Raw genomic sequence first — 22,228 nt, 5'->3', positions numbered from 1 at the left:
GGGTGACAGGAACACAAAGGTTAAATGCACATTGTTTAACACTCAATAACCGTCTTATCAATCTGGTGGCAATAAAAAAACAAATCCACTCTCGGGAGAAAACATGAAGAAATTTATGGCCACATCCATAATAGGAGCAGGTGTCTTATGCTTCTCTTTAGTATCAGAAGCCGATCATTTACAGATTCCTAACTTTAACAGCGCTAATAACACACTTATTTTGCCAAATATAACCGTTGATTCCGACCCTAATCAGGAATTTACTAACGTTGGCGTAACGTTAGAACGTTTTACAGTCAGCAATGCTAACGCGCCTTTAGTCAGAGGGACACCGGACTACCAAACAATCAGAGTCGCCTTGAATCCTGCGGAAGAAATCACGGAAAACATCACCTCAGCCGGCGGCTGCAGAGGAATAGTGCGCGTCGTAAACAGCACCCGTGCCATAGAGGCCGCCATCATCTGCGAAAATGTAACGGATATCATTCAGGCCCATATTCATAATGGTTCTATCAATACTGATGGTCCGATTATCTTGCGTATGCAAATAGACAATGATCAATCGGATAATAAAACCCTGATACAACTCTCTCGCAATGATTGTACTGCCCGCACTTTTTTCTCTCTTGGGGCAGTTGAAGGGATTCCCAGAATTGAAGGAAGCTGCTTGAACCCCTTAGACCAAGATGGTGATGGGACCGCAGACGGTTCCATAGATGCCAGAACTCAATTGACACTAGATGAATATGACGCATTTTTGAGAGGAGAGCTATACTTTAACGTGCATACCGCAACTAACAAAGGCGGCGAATTGAGAGCACAAATCATCCCTGAACAACGTACCATCACATCTTTGACGGCTTGCAGCCAAGTCGAGGAAGCAGCCACCATACCGGTGGAAGATGAATTAAATAGTGTGGGCACTGATTACGCCACCTGTACTGCAAGCTATACTGTCGATCTAGAAACCCGAGTAATCACAGGCTACGTGCTTCCTGACACGGAAACGACAATAATTGCAAATGGAATTCATATTCATCAACAAACGGCCGAGCAACGTATCGGCCCGATCATCATCTCTTTACAGCCAACTGAAAACGGTAAATGGATCGTTCCTGACAATACTGTGCTGGAATCTGAACAATTAGCCGCTTTCGTTGCAAACCAGACTTACACCAATGTACATACGGAACGAAATCTATTGGGTGCGACCAGGACACAAAATACGCCCACTCTAAATTAAGAACACCCTGTAAAAGACCGCTGCATAACTGGTTATCTCGGGCTGGGCAAGATTTTTAAGTGTTTGATTTATCAATGCTGCAAGTAATCAGAAAAGCTTAAAAATACAGTTATGCAGCGGTCTTTGTAAGTAAATAAAAAAAGAGACACGTTAACGATCCTTCTTCGAAAACCATTTACGCCGTATCCTTGGTATATTCTTTCAATACTGCTCAACTGCTCCCTCTCCTCCCTGCAGGAGAGGAATTTCCAATTCAATCATCACAACCTGAGCGCACCTAAATGCCAACAGGATTCACACTATCTTCCAGGGTTCGGTCTCGCAGCCCGGTGGTTAAAACATACCATGCTGTTTTTAATCTGCCTTTACGTCTGTTTGTAGCACCACACCGTTTCCTTGCCATTCGCTGCTGCAATTTGACAAGCCTGGTTCCGTTCTCTTGACTGCTCCCCTCCGTAAACGAAGGGGATTCCCAATTCAACGAATCCAACCCGAACGCACCTAAATGCAAACAGGACTTATAGATTCTCCAAGGGCTGACACCGCCAGTCCAGCGGCCAAAACATTACGCGCTGCGTTGATGTCTCGATCATGGATTGATCCGCATTCCGGACAAGTCCATTCACGCACATTCAAAGGCATCTTGTTTACGGTATGCCCACATCCCGAGCAGCGTTTGCTGCTTGGATACCATCGGTCAATACCTACAAGCTCTCGCCCGTACCACAGCGACTTGTATTCTAATTGCCGCACAAATTCACCCCATCCTGCATCGGAAATTGATTTTGCGAGGCAACGATTTTTCTTCATATTGCTAACAGCTAAAGACTCTACAGCTATCACTTGGTTTTCGTTCACTAGCCGTGTTGAGAGTTTATGTAGAAAGTCTTTACGAGCATCAGCAATTCCTGCATGTAGTCGCGCTACTTTCAGTCTGGCTTTTTGTCTATTGGCCGACCCTTTGCGCTTTTTAGATAGCTTGCGTTGCAGCTTAGCAAGCCTGGTTTCATTCTTTCGTAGCGTGTTAGGAGACGCAATCTTCTCGCCCGTAGAAAGAATAGCGAAGTGCGTTAATCCTAAGTCAATGCCGACTTTGCCGCTAACCCTTGGCTTTCGCGCAACAGAGTCGTCGCAAAGCATAGAAACATGGTATCGACCCGCTGAGTCTTTAGAGACTGTTGCAATCGTTAGTTTTGTTGCCTTAGGAAGGGTGCGCGACCATCTGATATTCAGTGGATCTTTCATCTTCGCCAGTTTCAGAGACTTACCGTCCCACTTGAAGGCGCTGGACATGTATTCAGCCGATTGCTTCTCATGCTTGCTTTTGAATGACGGGTATTTGGCTCGTTTGGCAAAGAAATTACCAAATGCCGTTTGCAGGTGGCGGAGAGATTGCTGCACAGGAACACTGGAAACTTTGTTCAGCCATTCAAATTCAGGCTCTTTTTTTAACTCGGTCAACAAAGAGGAGGTAGCATGATACCCGATTCTTTTTTCTCGGTATACCAAGCATCAGAACGAACGCGCAACATGCGATTATAGACAAACCGAGCACACCCGAATGTTTGAGCCAGAATAGTTTCTTGCTCAAAAGTTGGGTAAAACCTGAATTTGTATGCGCGCTTAATTTCCATTAACACACTGTAACAGAAATAGGTGAAAAAACAGGCTTTAGTATCAGCGAAGCTGACTCCCTATCCATCCCCGGCCTTAAGACCGGGGTTTTCCGGAAGTTGAGATGATAAAACCTTGGATACGACGATCTTCCTGTTTGATAAATTTTGGTAAATGTTTGAACTGATGTGGCTACTTCAATACGACCACATTTAATGCTATGCTCAAGTCACGATGAGAGTCACATAACCGTGTTTATATCAAATCGGAATAAATTGAAAGTTTCAAATCTGCTTGATATCACTATGTTTTACAAGCTCGTCGGATAACAGCCGGTTAAACAATATTGTGAATATGGAATACCCATAAATACTATTGAAAAACTGAGGCCAATACTACTGAGACCAATACTACACTGAACCCATGGCACAAGTATATTTCGATCATAATGCGACCACCCCGGTAGATGATGCCGTATTTGAAGCAATGCTGCCCTATTTCCAGCAGGAATTTGGCAATCCTTCCAGTCGGCACAGCTACGGTACGGCAGCCCGTCACGCTATTAATCGCGCGCGCGCGCAAATCGCGGCAGTTGTTGGAGTGCAACCCGTGCAGGTCATTTTTACCAGCGGCGGCTCAGAGGCTAACAACCTATTTATTAGAGGCGCGGCTGACAGTCTAAAACCCTCAGGCATTTTTATCAGCGCCATAGAGCATCCTTGTATCATGCGCCCAGCCCAGGAACTGGCCCGCAGGGCGAGCGACAAATGGGTAGTGCAGCGGTTGGCTGTAGATGACCAGGGACAATTAGATCTGGAGGCAGCGGGCGGCATCCTGACAAAACAGAAATCCGGATTGGTCTCTGTCATGCTGGCAAATAATGAATCAGGTGTGATACAGGATATCGCCAGTATTGCAGAAATAGCGAGATCACACGGCGCCTGGATGCATACGGATGCCGTACAGGCACTCGGCAAAATTCAGCTAGATTTCACATTACTCAAAGTCCATGCCATGACCTTATCGGCACATAAAATTTATGGGCCTAAAGGAGCAGCTGCCTTAATTGTTGACAAACGCCTATTATTAAAACCTCTCATTTATGGCGGCGGTCACGAAAATGGGATGCGCTCAGGCACCGAAAATGTGCCCGCTATTGTCGGTTTCGGAGTTGCCTGCGAATTAGCTCATTCGCGCATAGAAAAAACTGCGCAACACGTCAGCGCTTTGCGTACACGCCTGGAGCAAGGATTACATGAAATGGGTGCCGTTATTTTCAGTTCAGGAGCAACGCGTTTACCCAATACCTGTTATTTTGCCCTGCCTGATATTGAAGGTGACACCCTGGTTGTTCAACTTGATAAAGCAGGATTTGCCGTCGCAAGCGGGGCAGCCTGCTCCAGTGTGAATCCTGGACAAAGTCATGTGCTAGAAGCCATGGGCATCTCACCAATACTCGCACGTTGTGCTGTCCGAGTGAGCCTGGGTGCCAGCAATACCTTGTTGCAAGTAGAAAATTTTCTTAAAGCAATTAATCATATTTGTACAGAACTTAGACGCATGAATGGCATTGTCAGTTAAAAATTTTTTTTCCCGTTACTTGATTAAAACGGATAGCCACACCGCAACAACGGTCGTTATTCCTCGCCTATCCATATACGCCTGATTCGATCAATCACACATCAACAAATCCACACAAGGCATTCAGCAGACTACCCTCCATGACCCATAGAGAAAATAAAAAACCACCTAAAGCAATTATTCTGAGCGCAGGTCAAGGCCGGCGATTACTGCCACTTACTGAAAATACACCAAAATGTTTATTACCTGTATCAGGCATACCCGTTATTGAATGGCAAATTGATGCTTTACTTGCCTGTGGTATTAAAGAAATTACAATCGTTGCAGGCTTCCAGGCAGGTTTGATTGAAACGCTGTTGCAACAACATTATACTGATGACACCCTACTGATCAATGTGCTGTTTAATCCATTTTTTGAAGTAGCTGATAATTTAGCCAGTTGCTGGCTCGCTCGCTCTATTATGGACCGGGACTTCTTGCTATTGAATGGCGACACCGTTATTGAATCTGCGCTAGTGACACAGGTATTGGATTCGGAATCAGCACCCATTACACTCAGTATAGATTATAAGAATACTTATGATGCAGATGATATGAAGGTCCAGTTAGATGCGCATGGTTGGGTTCAACAAGTGAGCAAAATACTGCCAGTCAATCAAATTGATGCTGAATCTATCGGCTTGGTTTATTTTCGTGCACCCGGCCCGCAATATTTCCGTGAAGCCGTGGAATCTGCGCTCCGACATCCCGCCGAACTCAAATCCTGGTACCTCAGCATTATCGATACACTGGCTAAAAAACACTGGGTAAATTCATGTTCAGTCGCTGGCCATCGCTGGTGCGAAATTGATTTCATCGAAGACCTTGCCAGAGCCAGTATGCTTTTCACACATCAACACCATACAAGAAATACCACATTTAACAAGCCTTCTCTATAAAAACACAACATCAAACAAATTATCTGCCTTTATCTTTATTGCAACTCACTTCAGCACATAAATACCCGATGAACGAGACAACAGAAATCTATCCTTTAAATGCAACCATGCGTAAGTTCGGGGCTCCCCAAACCACCATTCACCAGTCTCCATACTGGCATACTCTGCTCCGTCCTGCACAGGTTACGCTAGGCGCCATGGTTCTGGTCGCTCAAGAACCAGCGTACGCATTCTCGGAATTAAGTCAAGCCAGCTTTACCGACCTGCATCAAACGATCAAACAAATAGAAACGGTTTTAACAAAAGCTTTTCAATACGACAAGCTCAATTATCTGATGCTAATGATGGTCGATCCAGATGTTCACTTTCATGTCATTCCTCGCTACGCACAGCCCAGGCAATTTGACAACATCACATTTATAGACCACGGCTGGCCAGGCACCCCTAACCTTACGCAAATCAATGAGACCAGCTTGGCGACCAATCGCCTTATCATTGATCATATTTCATCCTGCTGGACAGACTCAAAAGAAATAGAAAATGACTGATACCTCACCCGATACAGCAACGTTCCCTCTTCACGAGGCACACGAACTGGTACGTGATCTCATGACACCCAATCCCTGGATTTACTGGATCGATTTTCTTTTCCATATTTCGCTGGGCTGGAGTACCTTTATAATCGCATTATCTACGCCCTTATTTTCTTTCTGGCAGCTGTCTGCCTACCTGATCTCCGTATTTGCACTTTATCGTTCAGCTATTTTCGTACACGAACTCGCACACTTAAAAAAAGGAACTTTCAGGATTTTTCGTCTCACGTGGAATCTTGTCTGTGGCATTCCGCTGATGATACCGTCTTTTACCTATGACGGCGTGCATCATGATCATCATAAGCCCGGTGTTTATGGTACCAGCAGAGATGGTGAATACATTCCATTTGCCACAAAAAAACCTATAGAAATAGTAGGCTATGCTCTGCTATCATTTATTTTGCCTTTATTACTCGTTACCCGCTTTCTATTACTGACGCCTTTATCCTACTTGATCCCATCGCTACGTAAAATTGTCTGGGAACGCGCATCATCACTTACCATTGACCCCAGTTACAGGCGCGCAAAAAACACTATCCGTAATGATCATAACTGGCGACAGCAAGAGTGGGCCACCTGCCTCTTTGCACTATCAATACTGACCTGTATTGCCTGGGAAATACTACCCCATACAATATTGCTGCTCTGGTATGCTGTCGCAGTGGCTATTTTTTTACTCAACTCATTGCGGACACTTGCGGCCCATGCCTACCGTAACTCAGACGGACGCACAATGACATTTACAGAACAATATCTTGATTCAATTAACATACCAGGCAACCTATTTATTACGGCCTTATGGGCCCCGGTAGGTTTACGTTACCATGCCACACATCATCTTTTCATGAGCATGCCCTACCATAATCTGGGCAAAGCGCAACGCCGCTTGATCCATGGCCTGAGTGATAACACACTGTATCTTAAAACTGTCCGCAATGGCTTATGGGATGCACTCATACGAATCTGGCGTGAATCTTCCATATCTACACGCTAACGCAAAATTTTTATTGAATACTGAGCAGGCAACTTTCGATCCATATGTCCACGAACGGCAATTTTATCCAGATGCTAAACTCACTATTTAATGAATCTCAAATGGGCTGGACTATGTGGCAGTGCTGCATCACTTCCGAAGACAAAAATACTGCAGCATTAGCCCCCGCGCCATGCGCTAAAAAACACATCGCTTCTGTCAGATCCTTATGTTTTCCAATCTAAGCAAGCCACCAGAAACGACGCAGCTTGTGCTGTTGCGCCACGGACAAAGCATCTGGAATCGAGATAAGGTTTTTACCGGCTGGAGCGACGTTGAGTTAAGCCCCCAGGGCAAACAGGAGGCAGAACAGGCTGGTCGATTGCTTAAAGAAGCCGGTTATACATTTGATGTGTGCTTCACCTCAGAATTAAAACGCTCAATTAGCACACTGCAAATCGCACTAGCCATAATGGAACTCGATCAAGCGAAATTATCCATACAACATAGTTGGTGTCTGAATGAGCGCCATTATGGTGCACTAGAAGGTATGGGGCGCTGGCAAGCCATTCGGAAATTTGGTATTTGGCCAGTATTGAGGTGTCAATTACGGTTTAATGCAGCACCACCCTCTCTCGATCCAGCAGACCCCAATTTTCCAGGTAATCAGCCGCGCTATACTGCAATCAACAAAGAGAAATTACCCCTTACCGAGAGCATGCAGCAGGCAGCTATACGCATGCAACCCTATTGGCAGGAAACAATCAAGCCAGAATTACTTTTCGGAAAACGAATACTCATTGTTGCTCACAAAAATATCCTTCGCACCTTAATCATGCAACTCGATCGTTTATCTCAGATTCAAGTTATGAAACTATCAATTGCGACTGGCCAGCCATTAATTTATGAACTAGATCATGCACTCAATCCACTTAGACACTATTATTTGAAATAGCACTACGCCCGCTGCTTTAATCATTTACGCGCCCCGCTACCCTAAAAATTCGATGACAACAAGCACCAACGATTCAATCTGTGACCTTATCCACACAGCGCCACCAGCATGACCTATATCCATAGCTTTGCACCAATCGAAAATAGCCAGGCAGAGATTCTGATACTCGGTAGCATGCCCAGTCAGAAATCATTAGCTAATAATCAATATTATGCACACCCTCAAAATGCTTTCTGGCGGATCATTTCAGATCTGTTGCAGCTCAATCCTGATAGCTCTTATGAAGAAAAAACTCAAGCCCTAAAAGCTGCCCGAATCGCCCTTTGGGATGTTCTTCAATCATGTGAACGAAAGGGAAGCCTGGATTCAATGATTAAAACCGAAACACAAACGGTCAATGACTTCCAAACTTTCTTCCAGACGCACAAAGCAATAAAATTTGTATATTTTAATGGTGCAAAAGCAGAAATCTGTTTCAAGCAACAAGTATTGCGGAAAATTAACTCTGAAACTATCTGCTATATGCGACTCCCTTCTACAAGCCCGGCAAATGCGGCCATATCTTTTGAGCGCAAGCTCGCCATTTGGCGGCTCATGCTTGGGTCCAGGCTTGATCGGGATAATAAAGCAGCTATCAAAATTAACCCTTAAATTTGAATTTCTCACTTAATCAATCTTTCAGGAACAGAAAATTCATTACCTTTTATCGATTGCATTATCGAATGGCTCTTTATGAAAAGCGAAAACTCTGAAAGAATACCGACTACCATTATTAATTCTTGGGAAATCTAAATGAAAAATCTAGTCATTGTGGTGCTTATTATTTTTTTACTGGGATACCTCGGCTTAATGATTCAATATTTCTAATAAACCGATTATTCCTTATATTCATTAATTCAACCAAACCGCGCGCACTGCTTAACCTTCCGCCTTGCGATAAGCTGTTACTTGAATTTCTATTTTCATGCGCGGATCAGACAAGCCCGCTGCAAGCATCATCGCTGCGGGTTTGATGTCCCCCAGATATTTACGCATAATTGGCCAGCATCGAGGGAAATCGGTCGCAACCGGTAATATGTAAGTTACCCGGACAACGTCTGCCAAACTTGATCCGGCTTCATTTAATGCCGCCTGAATGTTCTGAAAACATTGCTCAGTTTGTTCCAAGAGATCATCAGAAATCGCCATTTTACTGTAATCAAACCCGGTCGTACCAGAAACAAGAATCCAGTCTCCCTCTACGACCGCACGTGAATATCCAATTTCTTGTTCAAATACGGAACCTGAACTAATTAGCCGACGTGACATAGCCTACTCCCTCCTTAATTAAGAAAATAAATTTCATCAATATATGATTATTACGCGACTATAATAAAAACAAAAGCATCCATCAGTTTGCCCTGATTTGAATATATTTTATTATGAGAGCCTTATCGATGGATTCTATGATTCTATGCATTAAGCACCCAATTGTACGCAACAAGCATTTAGATGATTTAAAATAACCGGCTTCACTGGTAAATCAGTTATCCATCTGACAACGCCTTCCAGTCTAACGAATTTCAAAAACAGAATAACCAGAATGCCCACCACACTTTACTGGCATGATTATGAAACTTTTGGCACGGATCCCAGACGAGATCGAGCGGCACAATTTGCCGGGTTACGTACCGATGAAGCACTGAATGAAATCGGCGAGCCATTGGTGATTTACTGTAAGCCCGCACGAGATCTCTTGCCACATCCCGCAGCCTGTTTACTCACAGGAATAACGCCACAGATAGCCGATGTACGCGGATTAACGGAACCAGAATTCATTGCCCGTATTCATGCCGAGCTGGTACAGCCAAATACGTGTGGAACTGGATATAATTCCGTACGATTCGATGACGAGGTCACCCGTCACACTCTGTACCGTAATTTTTATGATCCCTATGCCCGAGAATGGCAACAGGGTAATTCACGTTGGGACATCATTGATTTGGTACGCATGACGTATGCATTGCGACCTCAGGGAATAGAATGGCCCCGGCACGATAATGGCCAACCCAGTTTTCGTTTGGAAGATTTGGTCAGCGCTAACAATATCAGCCATGAATCTGCTCATGATGCGCTATCGGATGTACGCGCGACTATCGGCTTAGCGCGCCTACTGTATAATCGACAGCCGCGCCTTTATCATTGGCTGTTTCAGCTTCGCAATAAACGCAAAGCACTCGCTCAGCTTGATCTAATCAAACATACACCCGTAGTGCATACCTCCCGTATGTATTCGGCTGAAACGGGCTGCACTACCTTGGTCATGCCGTTAAGCGCAGAACCCGGCAACAGCAACAGTGTTCTGGTTTATGATCTACGCCATGACCCCGCGATTTTCATGGACATGGAAGTAGCGGATCTCAATACATGTCTATTTACCCGGGCAGATGACTTACCTCAAGGCATGCAACGGTTGCCCGTCAAATCTATAAAAATCAACAAGTGTCCCGCCCTGGCCCCCAAAAATACACTGGATGAACCATCTGTTGCACGTATTGCAATTGATTTGGATGCTTGTCATCGACACTGGCAGCAATTACGCACCCAAACCGGATTCATGCAACGCATAGCATCCGCTTATAGTCACAAGAACTTCGAATCTGCAAACGATGTCGATACCGCATTATATGAAAATCTTCTGAGTAATCTTGATTCCCCATTATTGTCCAAAATACGAAGCGCCTCTCCAGAAACATTGGCACACACTCGTTTTGATTTTCACGATCCACGACTACCTGAATTATTATTTCGCTATCGTGCGCGTAACTGGCCTGAAACATTGACACAGCAAGAGACACAACAGTGGGAACAGATGCGGCATCGACGTCTAACAGAAGCAGGAAGCGGAGGCAGCATCACCCTGGCAGACTTCACCGACCAGGTTACTGTACTACGCAATGAACATAAGGATGATCCCACTGCACAACAAATACTGGATGCCATGGACGCCTGGAAGAAAAGCTTGCTGGGATCATAAAAAACAAGCATACAATCAATTATGTTATTTAATAACATTTGCATAGACACTCAGCATGATAAAATATTTGGATCGCAGAATCGGAAAACCTTGACTACCGACTGGCTAAACAAGTGAATTTCATATCGTCCTTATCACTGATTATTCAGTCTATGATCTATGAATAAGTCTGCAATATCTTATTGAATAATTGCCCCCCAGCCTAAAACGCTTGATGACCCATTTCATCCACCAACACACCATGTTATGAAAAACAATTATCTCGAAAGAATCCTCACTGCGCAGGTTTATGATGTTGCAGTAGAAAGCTCATTGGAACATCTAGCCAACTTATCGGAGCGCATACACAATCAAGTATTACTCAAACGTGAAGACCTGCAGCAAGTCTTCTCGTTCAAACTGCGGGGCGCCTATAACAAGATGATCAAATTATCACCCGCAGTCCGCAGTCGTGGCGTCATTGCGGCTTCAGCGGGTAATCATGCGCAGGGAGTCGCATTAGCGGCTAAGAAGCTGGGCTGCTGCGCCACGATTGTCATGCCCGTTACTACGCCTCAAATTAAGATACAGGCAGTCATGTCATGGGGAGCAACCGTCTTACTGCACGGTGACTCTTATAATGACGCATATGATCACGCCATCGAGCTCACTAAGCAAAAAAAAGCAACTTTCGTGCATCCTTATGATGATCCGGATGTGATTGCGGGCCAAGGCACAATCGGGATGGAAATATTACGCCAGCACACTGGTATCATTCATGCCATCTTTGTACCGGTTGGTGGAGGCGGGCTCATCTCCGGAATTGCGGCGTATGTCAAAAGACTCTATCCAAACATTAAAATAATCGGTGTCGAGCCGGTTGACGCCGATGCCATGTACCGTTCTTTGCAGAAAGGCCGACGTGTTAAATTAGCGCAGGCAGGACTCTTTGCCGATGGCGTGGCCGTCAGGGAGGTAGGAAAAGAGACTTTTCGTTTATGCCGCGAACTGGTCGATGAAGTCATCCTGGTCGATACCGATACGATCTGTGCCGCAATCAAGGATGTTTTTGAAGATACGCGCGCTATCCTGGAGCCTTCTGGCGCCTTGTCTATCGCGGGACTCAAGGCTTATGCCCAACGGGAAAAAATTCGTCATCAAACATTAATCGCGATTGCATCTGGCGCTAATATGAATTTTGATCGATTACGCCATGTTTCTGAGCGGGCGGAACTGGGTGAACAGCGCGAGGCCATTATGTCTGTCACAATTCCGGAGCAACCCGGTAGTTTTAGGAAATTCTGTAATCTACTGGGAGCAAAAGGAATTACTGAATTTAATTATCGCTATTCCGACCCCAATGAAGCACACGTTTTTGTGGGTGTATCAGTACGTAACCGTGACGAAGCACTAAAATTAATTCGGAATTTGAGAGAAAGCGGACTGAATACAGAAGATCTGAATGATAATGAAATGGCTAAATTACATGTGCGTCATTTAGTGGGTGGACGTGCCCGTGATGTAAAAAATGAAATGCTTTATCGTTTTGAGTTTCCGGATCGCCCGGGCGCATTAATGAGTTTTCTGAATAGCATGAGCCATAACTGGAATATCAGTTTATTCCATTATCGCAATCATGGTGCTGACTATGGTCGGGTTTTGATAGGCATGCAAGTTCCCTCGGACGAGAAAGTTGCTTTTAAAGCCTTTCTCAATCAATTGGGTTATCGTTACTGGGATGAGAGTAAAAATCCGGCATACAAATTATTTCTTGGCTAGAGAATAGCTTATTTCCCAGGCAATGCGCTACCCCGTTTCCAAGCTACCACACATCACTCAAAGCACCACAAACTGGCTTTTTCAGCTGCTGAAAGCAAATGGCACCAGTACAAGCAACGCTCACCGTCATCAATAACAAAATCAGTATCCGCTATTTCATGCCAATATCAGATAACGGTCATGCTTGTATGAAGCTGAAACACCGGTTTTATTCCTAAATGGAATCTTTTCTTAGGTCTTATCTTGTTTTTGACTGTGGAAATTACGCGTATTCTGTAGTTTGGCAAGCAGCATGTCATGAAATGTTCAGATGACTCAAATGACCAGGAAAACTGGCGGAGAGAGTAATGGCAGGAATTTTATCAAGATTAAGACCGTCATTCAGCGCTGTAACTCAGCAAGCTAATATACCGGTTAATGTCACGCCGTTGCGGTCTATTTCAGGGCATCCGCTAATTTCAAGAATAACCTGGATTTATGGTAGTTTATTCTTATTACTCCTGCTACTGCTACTGGCCGCCATGGCTGTCAGTATACGACACACCCGACACAGCACCGCTCAAATGGAAATTGCGGCGCGCATACAAATGCACAATCAACGCCTCACTAAGGCCGCACAGCAAACAATTCTAGGCAATCAAGCTGCATTCAAACAACTGCAAGACAGTCAAAACCAATCTAATGACTACATCACACTACTTACTCGAGGAGGCGTATACCGTGGCAACACCATATCCCCTATTAACGAAGCCTCGCCCGCGTTATTGCTTAAAACCTATACTCAGAAATGGCACCTTGCAGAGAAAAAAATCAACTTAATTCTGAATAATCAGGATGCCCTAATTACCTTGGGTCGGATAATTCATGAGGTTAATACAACCAATAGTCAATTGCTCAGATTATTTGAACAACTCACAAAACAGATGGAACAGATGGGTGGCCTGTCCAATGAAATTATCGCCGTTGAGACAATGAAAGTGCTCACCCAAAGCATTACAAAAAATATCAGCATCATATTACCCAGTGAATTTCCCATCTCTGCCATTAAAGGACAGCTAATCAATGATCGAAAACGACTGCTAACCATTATTCATGCCTTGAGTCAGGGAAGCAATGAATTGCATCTATCCGCTATCAAAGAACAAGATAGCCTGAAGATACTCACGGAAATCCAGATTCTCTATCGCAAGATTAATGACCGCCTGGATATTATACAAAGAGAAATAGCCAAGGTAATCGCAACCAAGTTCGCCATCAACGAAATTTTCAAAAGCAGCGAAACGATATTGAGCATCGGTACAGAATTTGACAATGAATTACAGAAACAGGCAGCTGTCATGGTCTTCTCGCTCAATGCCATCATCTATGCTTCTGGCACACTTGCGCTTTTGATATGCATCTTATTTGCCAGAGCATTGACGCAAAACATGCGCAAGCAGTTGTTAGCCAGTGAGAATGAGGTTGAGCGCACTCAAAAGGCAATCCTGCGATTACTAGATGACATGGAAAAATTAGCCGACGGTGATCTGACAATACGCACCGTAGTCACTGAAGATATAACCGGCGCAATAGCCGACTCGATTAATTACACTATTGAAGAGTTGCACACCCTGGTAGAGGAAGTAAATAAGGCCAGTTCTCAGGTTGCCACTGCTTCAAGCCAGGCGCAGCATGTTTCATCTAAATTATTAACCGCAGCACAGCAGCAATCATTAAAGATTGAGGAAACAACGATCGCTGTATTAGGTATGGCTGAATCAATCAGTGAAGTTTCTGAAACAGCGACAGAGTCGGCCAAAGTAGCCAAACAATCATTAGCAACGGCTGAAAAAGGGACCCTTGCCGTACGTGAGTCCATTGCCGGAATGAAAGAAATTCGTACGCATATCCAGGACACATCAAAACGAATCAAACGCCTGGGAGAAAGCTCTCAAGAAATAGGCGAAATGGTTGCATTAATTTCTAATATTACCGAGCAGACAAACGTTCTCGCTTTGAACGCGGCCATCCAGGCTGCTTCTGCTGGAGAAGCGGGGCGTGGATTTACTGTGATTGCACGCGAAGTACAACGCCTGGCTGAGCGCTCTGCTGCAGCAACCAAACAAATCAGTTCGCTAGTCAAGACAATTCAAGAAGATACACGGGATACCGTTGCAGCAATGGAAAGAAGTACGCTAGGCGTGGCAAAAGGGGCTAAACGCTCCGATTCAGCAGGCCAGGCACTGGAAGAGATAGAGGAGGTTTCAAAGCGTTTAGCGCAGCTGGTTAGCACTATTTTTGATACGACGCATGCTCAGGCACAGGCGGCGAACAAAGTCGTTGAGAATATGGAAGACATTCTACATATTACCCGCCAGACAACGGACGGGACTATGCAGACAACGGCATCTATTAAACAAATAACTGGTTTTGCCTCTGAATTAAAGGCATCGGTATCCAACTTCAAGGTCTGATTCTAACCCCTATTTTTAATTATTATTGTTGTTAATACGCCATTAATGAATGCTAAAGCCAAGCTCAATATTGCATCGATCATCGGGATTCAGGATGGAATCAATCAAATATTTTCATTAATTGAACAATATCTGGATGCCTATATTCAAAACCTTGATGATGACACTCAGATCGATTCATTCCGCCAGTCTATTCATCAACTGAATGGTTTACTTGAAATGCTCGAATTAGATGGCCTCACTATTATCAGTCAGAGAATAGGAAAACTGACTGATACCTTAATTCAAGAAAAAATCAAACCGGAATCCGCCACACTCAATACACTCAAACAAACCGTAAGCGCACTATTACATTATCTGCATGAATTGATTCATGGCGCTGAAGACAATCCGCTACGCCTCTATCCGGTTTACTGCGATCTAATGCGAGCACAGGGATTAGAGAAGGTTTCTGAAAGCGATTTATTCTTTCCTAAGTTAGTAACGGATCCGCCCTTACAGGCAGCATCACCATCACTGGAACCCGCAGCGATGAAAGCTTCAGCTAAACAAGCCCGCACCGAGTATCAAACCGGATTACTCAAATGGCTGCGCGATACAACTAATGCAGAAGGTTTACGTCAAATGAGCTCTGCAGTCGCACGGATCGAGAAGATGCCGGGCTCGATAGAACAACGATCATTCTGGTGGGCAACTGTCGGTTTTCTGGATAGTCTACCTAGTCAGAAATCCGACATCGATTTATCCATACGCCGTCTGTGTGGAAAAATTGAACAGGAAATACGACGCATGGTTGAAGGAACCCCCGGTAGCACCGTGCAACTCATGCGCGAAATACTCTATCAGATTGCTCACAGCCGCTCGGCCAGTAAACGTATTCAGGAAATTAATCACGCCTATGAGTGGCCCAGCCCCTCTGCATCCTTAGAAGCACAAACAAATGAACAATTAGCCAATAAAACAACATTGCAATCAACCCTGGATGCGATGCGTGAAACCTTGACGAAAGTCAATCATGACTGGCGAGAATTCAGTACAGGTAATCCGGAAAAACTGGCTCCATTAGTGACCCAGATTGAAGAACTCAAGCAATTGGCCATATTGACCCAGTATTTACCGCTTGAAAAATTAATTACGGTCATGGGTGGTGCGATTACCTATCTACGTATCCGCCCCCAAAATATGGGTGAAGATCTGGCAATGGAGATGGCCACTTCATTGTTACTGGTAGAAAATATCCTGGATGATTTCAACAAACCATCACCCGGACTACTCGATCAAATAGAAGTGCTTTCTGCCCGTTTACGAGGCATTACCACAGGCAAACAAAATGACAGTTCGTCGCCCGATGCCGCAAGACCAGATGAGATCGAATATAAAACACAAGAAAAAAGACTGCAGGCGCAGGCCTCGCAAGAAATTCTGGCCAATTTAGAACAAATAGAAGGTATTCTGGATCGATTCTTCATCGACACAACGATACGGACTGATTTACCGGCATTATCACCATTGTTCAAACAAGTATCGGGTGTTTTAATCATGCTCGATCTTGAACCAGCCAATAAGCTACTGAATCTCTGTCATCATCTTGTTAATCAGTTTCTGGATCCGCAGTACACAATCCCATCATCGGAACAAACATTATTAGCTGATGGTTTAAGTAGCCTGGGCTTTTTTATTGAGGCCTATAAAAATGCACAGCCTGATCATCATCATATTATCGAAACAGCCCTTGCCCTGTTCGAGGACACCACAACCAATCAAGCAACACTCGTAACCTCCGGGAATACGACACCCAGCAATGACCTAAAGAAAGAAGGCACAACACCCGCGATTGATTCGGAGTTACTCGACATCTTCCTAGAGGAAGCCAGCGAAATACTTGCGGATATAGCCAATAACCTGCAAAACTGCCGCAATGATCCAGCTGATGCTGCATCACTCGCTACGCTACGACGTGGATTTCATACGCTCAAAGGTAGTGGGCGCATGGTGAAATTACCCAGCCTAAGTGAAGTAGCCTGGAGCATGGAACAAATTTTAAATCGCCGTTTGAGTGAAAGAAAACCGGCTACGCCTGGATTGCTGGATTTAATCGATCGTGTACATCGTGAATATATCCAATGGTGTAGCGATCTTAAAGTGCTGGGCACTGCCGAAATCAATGCGGATGAAATACTCTCGTTAGCTAAAAATTTAATCAACGGCAAAGAACCCGAAACCATTATTCCAGTCGAAGCACCTTCTACTGAAATAGAAAAAAAGGCAGATACCGACGCGGTTGCTGAAATTCGTCTAGCCAGTCATATCACGATTGGCGACACTATCATCCCAGTCGACCTGTTTGAAATATTCACTATCGAGTCCAATCAGCACCTTGCAGTCCTTGAGCTTGAACTGAATAACCTGATTACGCATCATGACGCAATGGTCAACCATCAATTTATGCTCGCCAGTCATACCTTGGCAAGTATCTCACGTACATTAGGGCTCATATTTATTGCTGATCTCGGATTTGCTCTAGAACAGTGGTTGTCGCAACGATTAAAGGATACAGTGCGGCCCACCGAAAGCGATTTACACCGACTGCACGATGCCATTGAGCTCCTGAGCCAACTGCTGAAAAAAGTACATCATCAGCAATTACCCGAAGCGCTCACTTTACAGACAGCCAAGACACTGTCTCAGACATTGACACAATGCCTGTCGCAAGAAAAGACTTTAGCTGGAATGGAAACACAACCTGATGCAGCGTCCAGCACCCGAGCCCTTCCCTCCCCTGCATCATCGGCATTACAGCCTGCAACCCATGACCCAATCGATTCCGAGTTATTACTGCTTTTTATTGAAGAAGCACAAGAACTCATACCTGTGATTGGTCGCAACCTGCGCGCCTGGCGTACTCACCCGCAAAATAAGGATATTCATAAAGCCTTACTGAGGGCATTACATGCATTGAAAGGAAGTGCGCGCATGGCTGGCGCCATCCCACTTGGCGAATTATTACATACGATGGAAAGCGATATTGAGACTGCCTGTCATAAACAGACTATGGGTATATCAACCTCCACGATCGATCAATTGGAAAGCGGACTGGATCGTATCAGTGAACATATTGAACAGCTACAACATGCTTTCTCGGCTGAGAAGCAATCTAAAATGGTCGAACTCCCAGTCCCTGAGTCGCAGAATGAAACCATCATCCCGTCGTACGTGCGTGCTGGCACCATTCCCGTGCCGCTGGCCGCATCAGACGAATGCTTTCCCGCTGCACAGAAAACCATGTTGCGTGTCGATGCTGCATTAATAGACCAGTTGGTCAATGAATCCGGCGAAACCAGCATCGTCCGTTCAGGAATTGAAGCACAGTTATATAACTTCAAACAATCCTTGTCAGACTTGACCGAGAGTGCAGACCGCTTGCGTGGCCAATTGCGCGAAATCGAAATTCAGGCAGAAACACAGATGCAATCGCACCTTGCAAGCACGCAGGAGGGTGAGCCATCATTCGATCCATTGGAATTTGACCGTTTCACTCGCTTCCAGGAACTGACCCGGCTCATGGCCGAAAGCGTCGATGATATTGTCACTGTAAAACAAAGCTTGCACATAACCCACAGCACGACAGAAGAGGCTGTCGCACAACAAGCACGGATGAACCGTAAGTTGCAGCAGGAGTTAATGCGTATTCGTACGATACCTTTTGGTCGTTTTTCGGAACATTATTATCGCCTTGTCAGACAGTCAGCTAAAGACATCGGCAAGAAAGCAAGTTTAGAAATCCAGGGCGATGAAATTGAAATAGACCGCAGTGTGCTGGAAAGGATGAATTCCTCACTTGAGCATTTGCTGCGTAATGCAATCGTACATGGTATCGAAGCACCCGACAGGAGAAGACAGCTCGGGAAGCCTGAAACAGGTCAGATTACGATTAATCTGCAGCAGGAAGGCAATGAGGTCATCATTATTTTAAGCGACGATGGGAGTGGCCTGGATATCGCACGTATTCACAAGAAGGCGCTACAATTGGATTTGATACCACAAAATGCAGCTTTAGATGATGAACAAATCAGGGCGCTCATTTTTATGCACGGGCTTTCAACTTCAGAAGCCGTAACTGGAATCGCAGGACGAGGCATTGGCATGGATATCGTCAAGAACGAAATTGCTACACTGGGCGGGCATATCACGGTTAATTCGGAAATCGACCAGGGAACCACTTTCAGCATTCACCTGCCATTGACCCTCGCCGTCGCACAAACCCTGCTAGTACGCGCCGAGACACAAATTTATGCTATCCCCACTGTCATTGTGGAACAAGTAAAAGAATTCGATAGCGATGCACTACAGGCCGCCTATCAAACCCAAATCGTTGATTTTAATGAAAAAAACTATCCATTTTTCCACCTTTCCCATCTGTTCGGAAAGCAAGAACATGTGCCTGAAATAAAGCGATACAATCGAATCATATTATTGCATAGCGGCACCTTACGACTGGCCCTACACGTGGATGAATTGATTGGCAATAGTGAGATTGTCGTTAAAAATATCGGGCCACAACTAGCCCGTGCACCGGGGGTTGAAGGTGCCACTATCATGGGTGATGGTGAGATTATTCTGATTATCAACCCGATAAAGCTCATGCAGCGAGATGAGGTACAAAAAACACGCACGACACCTGCACCACAACCAGAGCCATCCGCAATGTCTGAAAAATCGATGGGCGCCGCAACGATTATGGTTGTGGATGATTCTTTAACGGTGCGCAAAGTAACCGGTCGTTTACTTGAGCGAGAAGGCTGCGAGGTATTAATCGCTAAGGATGGCCTGGGTGCCATCCAGTTGCTACGGGATGTCATTCCGGATGTCATGCTGGTTGATCTGGAGATGCCTAACATGAATGGTTTTGAATTGATCCGACATATACGCAATAATCCGGATACGGTGAATATTCCAATTATCATCATTTCATCGCGCACCGCAGATAAACATCGCGAGATGGCCAGTGCGTTGGGTGTGAATCTATTCCTCGGCAAGCCCTATAAAGAAGAAGCATTACTCGCGCATATCACCCGATATATTCAACCATAATGCCTGGAATGCAGCATCATTAAGCGCGGAGCATCCATATACCCCTGTATTTTCGAGAGAATCAGCCTCATCGATTGCTTTTAGTGCATCTATTTCCCACGCATGAACATTTTATCCAAATCCGCAAGGCTTATTTCAAACCAGGTAGGTCTGCCATGGTTGCATTGATCCGCACGCTCGGTTGTTTCCATTTCACGGAGCAACGCATTCATTTCCGGAATTGTCAACGTACGATTAGCACGGACAGAACCATGACAGGCCATGGTTGCCAGCATTTCATTGCGACGACCGGTTAATAGCTGACTCGCACCATATTCGCGCATCTCTTTTAATACCCCCTGTGCTAATTCTGCCGCCTCTCCGTCCTGAAGCAAGCTCGGTATCGCACGAACCACCAGCGTCGCGGGCGACAGTACAGCAATTTCAAATCCCAGCTTACCGAGCGCAGCCTGATTTTCCTCGACGGTTGCGATATCCAGACTATCTGCCTGAAGGGTAATAGGCATCAGCAATGATTGCATGGGTAACATCTGATGATCCCATGCTGACTTCAATTTCTCATACACGATGCGCTCATGTGCCGCATGCATATCCACAATAATTAAGCCTCGGCTATTCTGTGCCAATATATAAATCCCCAGGAGTTGCCCCAATGCAAATCCCAGAGGAGGACACGCGGGTTCTTTTTCAATGCGTTCTAACGCACTTACGATACCGGCCGCCATTTTTATGCCTGTAGACTGCGGTGCAGATGTATCTGTCGTTATCTGTGATGAGTTTGCATAAAACGCCGAAGGCTGCTCAGTCACAGAAGCTAAAGTTATGCTTTTCTGTGGATAATAAGGAAAGGGTGGTTTGGCGACTGTCGGCTGATGCGCATACTCCAATTGCGAATGTGTTGACGCTAATGCTTTATGAATGGAATGAAAAATAAATTGATGGAGCGCGCGCGAATCACGAAAGCGTACCTCGGCCTTAGTTGGGTGCACATTTACATCCACCTCACCTGAATTCAAGTCAAGAAACAGCACAAAAGCCGGATGCCGATCCAGATGTAAAATATCCCGGTAAGCCTCACGCAAGGCATGCGTAATTAACTTATCACGCACAAAGCGATTATTCACAAAAAAATATTGAGCGTCACGTGAAGCACGCGCATATGCAGGCAAGGCCACCAAACCATACAAACGAATGCCTGTCGATTGTTCATCCACAGATAGAGAAGCCTGACCGAATGCTTCGCCCAGCACGGCCATAATACGTCGTCGCAAATCTGTGATGCCCAGCTGAATACGCAGTTTCTCATTATGTTGCAAGACAAAACCAATATCAGGCCGCGACAAGGCCATGCGTTTGAATACTTCCTCGCAATGTGCGAATTCAGTGGCTTCAGTCTTTAAGAATTTGCGTCTCGCGGGAATATTAAAATAAAGGTCATCAACTTCTACCGTAGTTCCGATGGCCAGTGAAGCCGGTTTCGGCTGCGATAGTTGTTTGCCTGCAACCCCTATCTGCCAGGCATGATCTGCTTCCGCCTTCCGGCTTGTCAAGGTCAGACGTGAGATGGCTGCAATACTTGCCAGTGCCTCTCCACGAAAGCCCAGGCTAGTTATATGCTGTAAATCTTCCAATGTACGGATTTTACTGGTGGCATGCCGATCAAGTGCGAGCGATAACTCTTCTTTTAAAATACCCGTGCCATTATCCACTACTCGAATTCGCTTGATGCCACCTTGAACCAGTTGTGCTGTCACTTCACTGGCATTCGCATCGATACTGTTCTCCAATATTTCTTTGAATGCAGCTGCAGGACGTTCCACCACTTCACCTGCCGCAATCTGATTAACTAATAGTTCTGGGAGCGATTTAATAGAGGCCATCACAAGATCAAGCTAAAATAATACGATTATTATATCTTTGGATACCGCATGGTATCGTGTTCCGGATTTTCTTGACATCCTTCCTCGCCTAAAGACAGGGGATTCCTGCTATCTCTACCCCGGAATGGGGCAG

At 45.1% G+C, this 22,228-nt stretch carries 15 protein-coding genes; 11 read left to right on the top strand and 4 right to left on the bottom strand.

What is annotated here, in order from left to right; genetic code table 11:
* The first annotated feature begins 103 nt into the window (after positions 1-103).
* Complete coding sequence (locus BUQ89_RS01215) at positions 104-1,243, top strand: CHRD domain-containing protein (RefSeq protein ID WP_074202458.1); 1,140 nt, start codon at positions 104-106, stop codon at positions 1,241-1,243.
* 501 nt (positions 1,244-1,744) lie between these two features.
* Here the strand turns inward: BUQ89_RS01215 and BUQ89_RS01205 are convergent.
* Both BUQ89_RS01205 and BUQ89_RS13800 read right to left on the bottom strand, forming a co-directional pair.
* Positions 1,745-2,752, bottom strand: a complete 1,008-nt coding sequence (locus BUQ89_RS01205; protein ID WP_218612745.1) for an RNA-guided endonuclease InsQ/TnpB family protein — start codon at positions 2,750-2,752, stop codon at positions 1,745-1,747.
* On the bottom strand, positions 2,701-2,877 hold the full coding sequence (locus BUQ89_RS13800) for a helix-turn-helix domain-containing protein (protein ID WP_218612743.1): 177 nt from the start codon (positions 2,875-2,877) through the stop codon (positions 2,701-2,703). Before BUQ89_RS13800 ends, BUQ89_RS01205 begins: the two co-directional genes overlap by 52 nt.
* A 403-nt stretch (positions 2,878-3,280) precedes the next feature.
* Between BUQ89_RS13800 and BUQ89_RS01200 the strand changes: the two genes are divergently transcribed.
* The 6 genes from BUQ89_RS01200 (at position 3,281) to BUQ89_RS01175 (ending at position 8,548) form a co-directional block, all read left to right on the top strand.
* Positions 3,281-4,438: a cysteine desulfurase family protein gene (locus BUQ89_RS01200; RefSeq protein ID WP_028461742.1), complete on the top strand. Its 1,158-nt coding sequence runs from the start codon at positions 3,281-3,283 to the stop codon at positions 4,436-4,438.
* Positions 4,439-4,578: 140 nt separating this feature from the next.
* Positions 4,579-5,376, top strand: coding sequence for a phosphocholine cytidylyltransferase family protein (locus BUQ89_RS01195; RefSeq protein ID WP_028461741.1), 798 nt, complete (start codon positions 4,579-4,581; stop codon positions 5,374-5,376).
* 68 nt (positions 5,377-5,444) lie between these two features.
* Positions 5,445-5,924 carry an HIT family protein gene (locus BUQ89_RS01190; RefSeq protein WP_028461740.1) on the top strand — a complete coding sequence of 160 codons (480 nt, stop codon included), beginning with the start codon at positions 5,445-5,447 and terminating at the stop codon, positions 5,922-5,924.
* Positions 5,917-6,963, top strand: a complete 1,047-nt coding sequence (locus BUQ89_RS01185; protein WP_028461739.1) for a fatty acid desaturase family protein — start codon at positions 5,917-5,919, stop codon at positions 6,961-6,963. Before BUQ89_RS01190 ends, BUQ89_RS01185 begins: the two co-directional genes overlap by 8 nt.
* A gap of 208 nt (positions 6,964-7,171) precedes the next feature.
* Positions 7,172-7,897: a 2,3-bisphosphoglycerate-dependent phosphoglycerate mutase gene (locus tag BUQ89_RS01180; protein ID WP_036573198.1), complete on the top strand. Its 726-nt coding sequence runs from the start codon at positions 7,172-7,174 to the stop codon at positions 7,895-7,897.
* A 108-nt stretch (positions 7,898-8,005) separates the two neighbouring features.
* Positions 8,006-8,548: a DNA-deoxyinosine glycosylase gene (locus tag BUQ89_RS01175; RefSeq protein WP_028461737.1), complete on the top strand. Its 543-nt coding sequence runs from the start codon at positions 8,006-8,008 to the stop codon at positions 8,546-8,548.
* 267 nt (positions 8,549-8,815) lie between these two features.
* Here BUQ89_RS01175 and BUQ89_RS01170 read toward each other — a convergent pair whose 3' ends face one another.
* The gene (locus BUQ89_RS01170) at positions 8,816-9,205 is read right to left on the bottom strand and encodes a RidA family protein (RefSeq protein ID WP_028461736.1); all 390 of its coding nucleotides are present in this window, start codon (positions 9,203-9,205) and stop codon (positions 8,816-8,818) included.
* Positions 9,206-9,479: 274 nt separating this feature from the next.
* On the opposite strand from BUQ89_RS01170, the gene sbcB reads away from it, so the two are divergent.
* The 4 genes from sbcB (at position 9,480) to BUQ89_RS01150 (ending at position 20,215) form a co-directional block, all read left to right on the top strand.
* Positions 9,480-10,913 carry an exodeoxyribonuclease I gene (gene sbcB, locus BUQ89_RS01165; RefSeq protein WP_028461735.1) on the top strand — a complete coding sequence of 478 codons (1,434 nt, stop codon included), beginning with the start codon at positions 9,480-9,482 and terminating at the stop codon, positions 10,911-10,913.
* A gap of 246 nt (positions 10,914-11,159) precedes the next feature.
* Entirely contained in the window at positions 11,160-12,671 is a 1,512-nt protein-coding gene (ilvA, locus tag BUQ89_RS01160; protein ID WP_028461734.1) for a threonine ammonia-lyase, biosynthetic, read from the top strand.
* Between the two features lie 347 nt (positions 12,672-13,018).
* Positions 13,019-15,124: a methyl-accepting chemotaxis protein gene (locus BUQ89_RS01155; RefSeq protein ID WP_028461733.1), complete on the top strand. Its 2,106-nt coding sequence runs from the start codon at positions 13,019-13,021 to the stop codon at positions 15,122-15,124.
* A 45-nt stretch (positions 15,125-15,169) separates the two neighbouring features.
* On the top strand, positions 15,170-20,215 hold the full coding sequence (locus tag BUQ89_RS01150; RefSeq protein ID WP_028461732.1) for a hybrid sensor histidine kinase/response regulator: 5,046 nt from the start codon (positions 15,170-15,172) through the stop codon (positions 20,213-20,215).
* Positions 20,216-20,304: 89 nt separating this feature from the next.
* Here BUQ89_RS01150 and mutL read toward each other — a convergent pair whose 3' ends face one another.
* Positions 20,305-22,095, bottom strand: coding sequence for a DNA mismatch repair endonuclease MutL (gene mutL, locus BUQ89_RS01145; protein WP_028461731.1), 1,791 nt, complete (start codon positions 22,093-22,095; stop codon positions 20,305-20,307).
* Between the last annotated feature and the right edge of the window lie 133 nt (positions 22,096-22,228).

The sequence above is a fragment of the Nitrosomonas cryotolerans ATCC 49181 genome (assembly GCF_900143275.1).
Classification (GTDB): domain Bacteria; phylum Pseudomonadota; class Gammaproteobacteria; order Burkholderiales; family Nitrosomonadaceae; genus Nitrosomonas; species Nitrosomonas cryotolerans.
Note: the sequence above shows the minus strand (reverse complement) of the source record. Positions and strands in the feature narration are given on the sequence as shown.